The following is a 5,552-nucleotide window of genomic DNA, read 5'->3' on the forward strand; positions in this document are numbered from 1 at the left end:
GTCACGTAATCAAGACTATATCAAACCGGCTGGTCGTGACATCATGAAACAGGTCGACGAAATCCTTGATTACGCCAATGACGTCTCACAACCTGACACCTAAGGATAAAGCGATTACGCTCGGCAAAAGGATTTCCCGTGACAGAGTTTTCCACCTGATCACGTGTCAGAAGATCAAACGAGAGAGCAAATTTTTCCGCGAGTTCCTCTTGCCATTGCTCGACCAGACTGCCCGGCGCAACAATCAGGCAGCGTTCCAGATCCCCCCGGATCAGCAATTCCTTGATGAGCAGGCCCGCCATGACGGTCTTACCGGCGCCTGGATCGTCCGCAAGCAGGAAACGCAGCGGCTGGCGCGGCAGCATTGCGCCATAAACGGCAGTAATCTGGTGCGGGAGCGCTTCAATGCGTGACAGAGTAATTGCCAGATAGGGGTCAAAAAGATGTGCAAGACGCAGACGCCACGCTTCCGACACAAGACGCAGGAGTGCACCGTCCGCATCGAACGCATAGGCCCGGCCAGGCTGGACAAGTTTAAACGGAATCTCATCGCCTCGATACAGCAGCCGTTCGCCGATTTTTCCGTTGACCCGGAAAACAAGATTGAGCGCATCAGGTCCGAAACTTCGCACCTGGATGATTTCAGCTATTCCGCCAGTATCAAGGCCACGAATATGGGCGCCCGGCTGGAGTTGTCCGAAGTCCATCAGCGCGTTCCGGCCGTTGCTGCAGCTTTGCGAAGCTTGCGGTCAAAAGTGACAATCTCTGCTTCCAGAACGTGGGCCAGCCAGAGATAACTTGCGTCGTAGGCGGTCAGTCCGGTCTTTTCGGCAAGCAGAACGACCTCACCCTGATTCACTGCGATTTCTCGGATCCCGAGTTGCTTTCGTAAATTGAACGCTGAAAGCAGTTTATCGCGCTGTTCAGGATGGCGGCGACATTTGATCAGGCAGACATTCGCCAGTTCAAATTGTAGCAACGGAGGCGCTGTGAGCTCGCAATTATCCATAAGCGCAGCCGCCTGTTCGCCTTCAGGCTCCCCGAAAAGAAGTGCCGCGACAGCCGATGTGTCGATGACTTTTATGATGCCCATTTTTACGCGCGAGCATCACGATCATGACGCACCATCGCTGTCGCTTCCGAGGGGGTGACGATTCCCATCGTCCGGATTTCGGAAAGAACGCCGGATGCCGATTGCTCGGGCTCATAGGCTACAGCGGCTTCGATGATGGCCATAAGCTCGCCCTGAAGAGATCGATGGTGGCGCTCGGCACGTGTGCGAAGCTTCCGGACAAGGTCTTCCGGAGTGTTCTTGATCGACAGATTCATCTCAGCACCTCCAAATCGGAACCAATTTGGAGCCTAACCTTTCTCGAGTGAGAAGGGAAGAGATCAATCGAGATCGGCTGCGCCAGCCGGTTCGTTGTCCTGGAGGCTGTTAAAGTTGTTCACGTGACTGACTATTTCCATAACGCTTCCAGGCTCGATAATATTCCACAACCAGAACAAAATTATCCACAGGAAAAATCGGCCCCAAAACGAGCCATTTTTCGCCATGACTCATTCCGGTTAAGAAACTCTAAGTCATTGTTTTTATTGAGTTCCGAAAATAGCGTTTTGGGATTTAATCCCAAAAGTGCCCTTTTTTACAACAGTGTTCAGTTTTTGTGGTACAAAACACACATCTAAACTGCGGTATTAATCACACACCGACTAAACCTCCTTAAAATAGTCCAAATCAATCCATAGAGTAGCATCCACGACAACATCGCCCACTACACAGGGCCACAACGACGCTCAAAAGCATCTCCGCACCATCCACCACTAGAAACTCCTAGACCACACCCCAGCCTCAAAAAAAAGGCCTCTCCGTCCACGTAATCCCATACATTCCCCGAGATTCACCTTCTTCCAGACAACATTTTCCCAAAAACACGAGGCACCACCCTCTCATCTCCCCTATGCCCCATTTTTCGGGCTTGGAGGGCACGCTACCTCAATTTCATACGCATGCTTCGCAAACGTATGAAATCGCTACGCTTTTTCTCTTTTTTTCTTCTCTCTATCGCCGAATAAATTCGGCTCCCTTTTCGATACGTGACCGTAACACGCAACACCCCACCCTAACCGAGCGGGGGCGGAATATGGCACTTGCCCTGTATTTCATGTACCAAATCCGGAAAAAAAAGTGGTGGTTTTCTACCCCCCCTCTTTTTTTGACCTTCTCGACACACTGTTCGAAAGCGGCCTCAGTCAATGTTATCCACAGGCTAAAAAGGGGCAAGGGCGGCTGGAAGCCTACGCACGCTCTCGCGAACACGTAGCCCCCTTTTGCCATCGGGCCGCGCAATTTCGGAGAGGATGTCGCGGACTGGCAGTGGGGTCTTTATGACAGCCGCGAGAGGCGGGTCTCCTCTCGTCTGCCCGCAAATGGCTTGGTCTTGCCAAGGTTGCCAATCCAGCCACGGTGGATTTGATTGATGATGTGGTCGAGGCCAAGGGAGCGTGTCTGGTCTTCGCGCATTATCGTGGCGTGATTGCGGAACTGGAAAAACAGCTCCGCAGACGGGGGCGGTCCATTGTAACGGTCCATGGCGAGACGCCCGATCGTGAACGTGCGGGCGCAGAGCAAATGTTTCAAAAAGGAAAGGTCGAGATCTTTCTTGGTTCGATCAACGCGGCGGGTGAGGCTCTGACCCTGCATCGTGCTGATACCTGCGTGTTTGTGGAGCTCGACTGGGTTCCGGCGGCGATGCATCAGGCTGAGGATCGCGGACACCGGGCAGGTCAGACGGCGAAAGGCTATCACATCATCAGTCTTCTGGCGCATATGCCCGACAGGCAGAATCTGGATGAGTACGTTGCCAAAGTTCTCATTGAGAAACTCGCCAACATCAACACGATCCTCGACGAAAAGGCTGGTATTGCCGGCAGGCGCATCGAAGGTTCTGATGCCAGTGTACGAAGCCGCGTGATCTCCGCCCTGATGTCTGAAGCCCAGCGGACGGACGTTGCAAAGAACACCCAGGTCGCGGCCGCGCGGAAGCGGGTACGCCAGCGCTCCAAAAAACAGTAACGCTTTTCAGGTCGGCACGATCAGTTCGAATCTATAACGGATTAAGCTGGTATTTTTCAGAAACGAGTCTTGCGAGCTCTGGTAAGGTTAACGGTGCAGTATTTCTTGTTCTGTTTTTATTGTGTGATCTGATCCTAATTTTTCCGGGATGTTGAGGTCTCACACCCTAAATTCCCCAAAGAAATTTGTTCTTTTCCGATCTGGTATCGGTTTTTTGCGTGTGGGTTCCTCATCCCGCAATACTTGTAAACGAGAAAATCAATGTCCGACCACACAACAATTTCTTCCGCTGTAGAGGCGGATCTTATGCAGCTCGTGGCCCTGCACCGGCTGCTTGACTTTGCCATAAGCCAATCGCTCGAAGGTAATACGGACGATCGCATTCTGGAGGGCGTCGTCATTCTGACGCGCATGATTGGACGCAAGGTCCGGTGCGTGACCAGCAAGATTCTGGATGGCGAAGGCTCCGGCTGCGACTGACGGATTCCTCCTCACTCATATCCCTTTCTTCCATTAACAGGCGTGCTCAAATCGCGCCTGTTCTAATTTCACTAGGAAAATAAATAATGTTTCGCTCTTCAGACGACGCCACGCCGTCCCGTTTTTATCCCACCGAAGCCGATCTGATCACTTATCGGGACCTGGCTCGTGCCCTCGGTGCTCCACCGAGCGAGGCCATCTGCCGGTATCTCGGTCCTATTGGGCAGCATCTGGTGTTCATCGGTGAGTCCGGTCAGCGCGACTGGGCCCGTGTCGATACCCAGGCAAGGGCTCGCTGGCCTGATCTGCCGCCGACAGGGAAGATTGCTTCCAACGGCAAGACACTAGAATCCCTTCCCGAACGTGTCGTTTACCAGATCCTTGATTCTTTGAAACACGAGGATATGGAAATCGATCTCCATCAGCCGATCATGGCTGACCTCGGGGCGGAGAAGGCGGACCTGACATTGCGCAGGAGAAGTGCTGCCTGCTTTATCGAGGTCATTGGTTCTTGTGGACCCAACCGCATTACCCGGAACGACCACGAGTTGCGGGGATTGGAGCGCTTCGAGCGGCGTGAAGCCTTCTACCGCCGTGTTGGCATCACCCCAGTCTGCATCTTTCTCGATCTTTTGGCGCGTCCGGAAGACCTGAAGGCACTGTGCCAGTCTCTGGTGGACCGGATCGCTGACGACGGGAGTGACAGAGAGATGTCGCTATAAGGACAAGGACCGATGCCTGAGGCGTGGGGTGACCGGAACCGGAGCTCCCACGCCAGGAATGGTAGCGCACGACATCAGTTTTGGTATCCGGAGCGCAATCGAACGATGTCAAAAATTGCGAAAAAATCGTCTTGCCGTTTCAGGAATGTCTCATACCCTGATTTTAACAGGGAAATTGGTCATTGATTCGATGTTCTGGTTCCGATCGTTGAGTGAAGCCAGTTTCCTCTTGTGGAGGCTGAAGGAATGTCCAGTACAAGAATAGATAAATGGAATCTGGCAGGAGCGCACTCTGCCAGTGCACATCTCCGACTATATACTCAAAACAGAAGAGTATGCAGAATGTCGGCGGCTAAAAGCGGAGCTCTGGAAATAGAGTTTCATGGTCTGCTGCGTTACCCTGAAGCGGCAGCGTATATCGGTCTTGCAGAAGGAACATTACGGAACCAGCATGAGGCGTTGGGAATTCGGTCGTTGAAAATCGGTCGGATCCGGTGTTTTCGTATCGAGGATCTGGATGATTTTATTGCGAGGAAGATTCTGGAAACAGAGAGAAAGCAACTTCCGAAAAAGCGGCGTGGTCGCGGCGAGAGTCTGGTCTTCAGTCCGGATTTCAGTTTCTGGCTTGTGATCGCAGCCTTACTGCTTGCGGCTCTGATCAGGCTGTCATTCCTGACAGCCTGACGGAAACGCTAGTTCTTGTCGGCAAAGTTACGCTTTTCATATGCGATGGCTTTGGCGGCAAGATCTTCCGTGTGGGGTTGATAGTACCGGTCCAGAGACTTGATATCTTTGTGACCCGTCACCCGGCGGAGTTCGAGCGGGTTCGTGTAAATCCGTGCGAGGCGGCTTGTTGCCTCATGCCGAAGGTCGTGGAAGGTGAGGTCCCGAAGGCCAGCTTTCTTCGTCATCCGTCCGAACCGCACGGAGAAAGCATCTTTGCTGCCAATATCAAAGATGAGATCTCCGGGCCGGGCGGATTTGCGCTGTGCCTGAAGGGCCCGCAGCAGGCGGGCCGCACCAGGTGTCAGGGGACGGATTTCCGGGCCACGTTCGATGGCGCGATGCATGGTCTTCGTTTTTTCCAAGGACAAGGCGTGACGATCAAAGTCAATGTCACGCCAACGGAGTGTCAAGGCTTCCTCCCGTCGGGTGCCTTGTTCAATGGCGAATTGGACGAAGGTTACATCATCAGGCCAAGGCGATGTTGCCATGGCTTCCAGCAGGCGGTCGTATTCATCGCCAATGAGACGACGGTTGCGCTTCTTGTCTGC

8 protein-coding genes and 1 pseudogene are annotated in these 5,552 nt (G+C 53.2%); 4 read left to right on the plus strand and 5 right to left on the minus strand.

From position 1 onward, the window contains the following. Positions 1–200: 200 nt before the first annotated feature. From AD928_RS00840 to AD928_RS14645, 4 genes and pseudogenes are all read right to left on the minus strand, one after another. Positions 201–707 (minus strand): annotated as a pseudogene (locus AD928_RS00840) (SNF2-related protein); the annotation flags it as partial. After that, on the minus strand, positions 707–1,093 hold the full coding sequence (locus tag AD928_RS00845) for a type II toxin-antitoxin system VapC family toxin (protein WP_048844483.1): 387 nt from the start codon (positions 1,091–1,093) through the stop codon (positions 707–709). The pseudogene AD928_RS00840 and the gene AD928_RS00845, both read right to left, overlap by 1 nt. Before the next feature lie 2 nt (positions 1,094–1,095). Next, positions 1,096–1,329 (minus strand): FitA-like ribbon-helix-helix domain-containing protein, encoded by a 234-nt coding sequence (locus tag AD928_RS00850; RefSeq protein ID WP_045542262.1) that lies wholly within the window; start codon positions 1,327–1,329, stop codon positions 1,096–1,098. 63 nt (positions 1,330–1,392) lie between these two features. Then, positions 1,393–1,557 (minus strand): hypothetical protein, encoded by a 165-nt coding sequence (locus AD928_RS14645; protein ID WP_156470030.1) that lies wholly within the window; start codon positions 1,555–1,557, stop codon positions 1,393–1,395. Between the two features lie 916 nt (positions 1,558–2,473). Here AD928_RS14645 and AD928_RS00860 point away from each other — a divergent pair. The 4 genes from AD928_RS00860 to AD928_RS00875 all read left to right on the plus strand — a co-directional run bounded on the left by AD928_RS00860 (position 2,474) and on the right by AD928_RS00875 (position 4,962). Further along, positions 2,474–3,076: a C-terminal helicase domain-containing protein gene (locus AD928_RS00860; protein ID WP_167347326.1), complete on the plus strand. Its 603-nt coding sequence runs from the start codon at positions 2,474–2,476 to the stop codon at positions 3,074–3,076. Positions 3,077–3,382: 306 nt separating this feature from the next. Then, a complete protein-coding gene (locus AD928_RS00865) occupies positions 3,383–3,556 on the plus strand; it encodes a hypothetical protein (RefSeq protein WP_231888558.1) in 174 nt (57 codons plus the stop codon). An 86-nt stretch (positions 3,557–3,642) separates the two neighbouring features. After that, complete coding sequence (locus tag AD928_RS00870) at positions 3,643–4,278, plus strand: hypothetical protein (RefSeq protein ID WP_062247513.1); 636 nt, start codon at positions 3,643–3,645, stop codon at positions 4,276–4,278. A 246-nt stretch (positions 4,279–4,524) separates the two neighbouring features. Continuing rightward, entirely contained in the window at positions 4,525–4,962 is a 438-nt protein-coding gene (locus tag AD928_RS00875) for a MerR family transcriptional regulator (protein WP_233419877.1), read from the plus strand. An 8-nt stretch (positions 4,963–4,970) separates the two neighbouring features. On the opposite strand, the gene AD928_RS00880 is transcribed toward AD928_RS00875, so the two are convergent. Then, a partial coding sequence (locus AD928_RS00880) for a site-specific integrase (protein ID WP_156470031.1) occupies positions 4,971–5,552 on the minus strand: 582 nt, incomplete at its 5' end.

Origin of the sequence: Acetobacter cerevisiae, assembly GCF_001580535.1 — a bacterium.
Taxonomy (GTDB): domain Bacteria; phylum Pseudomonadota; class Alphaproteobacteria; order Acetobacterales; family Acetobacteraceae; genus Acetobacter; species Acetobacter cerevisiae.

Excerpts from the sequence above, each read along its gene's own strand:
- AD928_RS00870 (WP_062247513.1), top strand. The coding sequence starts at position 3,643 with ATGTTTCGCTCTTCAGACGACGCCACGCCGTCCCGTTTTTATCCCACC.
- AD928_RS14645 (WP_156470030.1), bottom strand. The coding sequence starts at position 1,557 with ATGGCGAAAAATGGCTCGTTTTGGGGCCGATTTTTCCTGTGGATAATT.
- AD928_RS00850 (WP_045542262.1), bottom strand. The coding sequence starts at position 1,329 with ATGAATCTGTCGATCAAGAACACTCCGGAAGACCTTGTCCGGAAGCTT.
- AD928_RS00865 (WP_231888558.1), top strand. The coding sequence starts at position 3,383 with ATGCAGCTCGTGGCCCTGCACCGGCTGCTTGACTTTGCCATAAGCCAA.
- AD928_RS00875 (WP_233419877.1), top strand. The coding sequence starts at position 4,525 with ATGTCCAGTACAAGAATAGATAAATGGAATCTGGCAGGAGCGCACTCT.
- AD928_RS00845 (WP_048844483.1), bottom strand. The coding sequence starts at position 1,093 with ATGGGCATCATAAAAGTCATCGACACATCGGCTGTCGCGGCACTTCTT.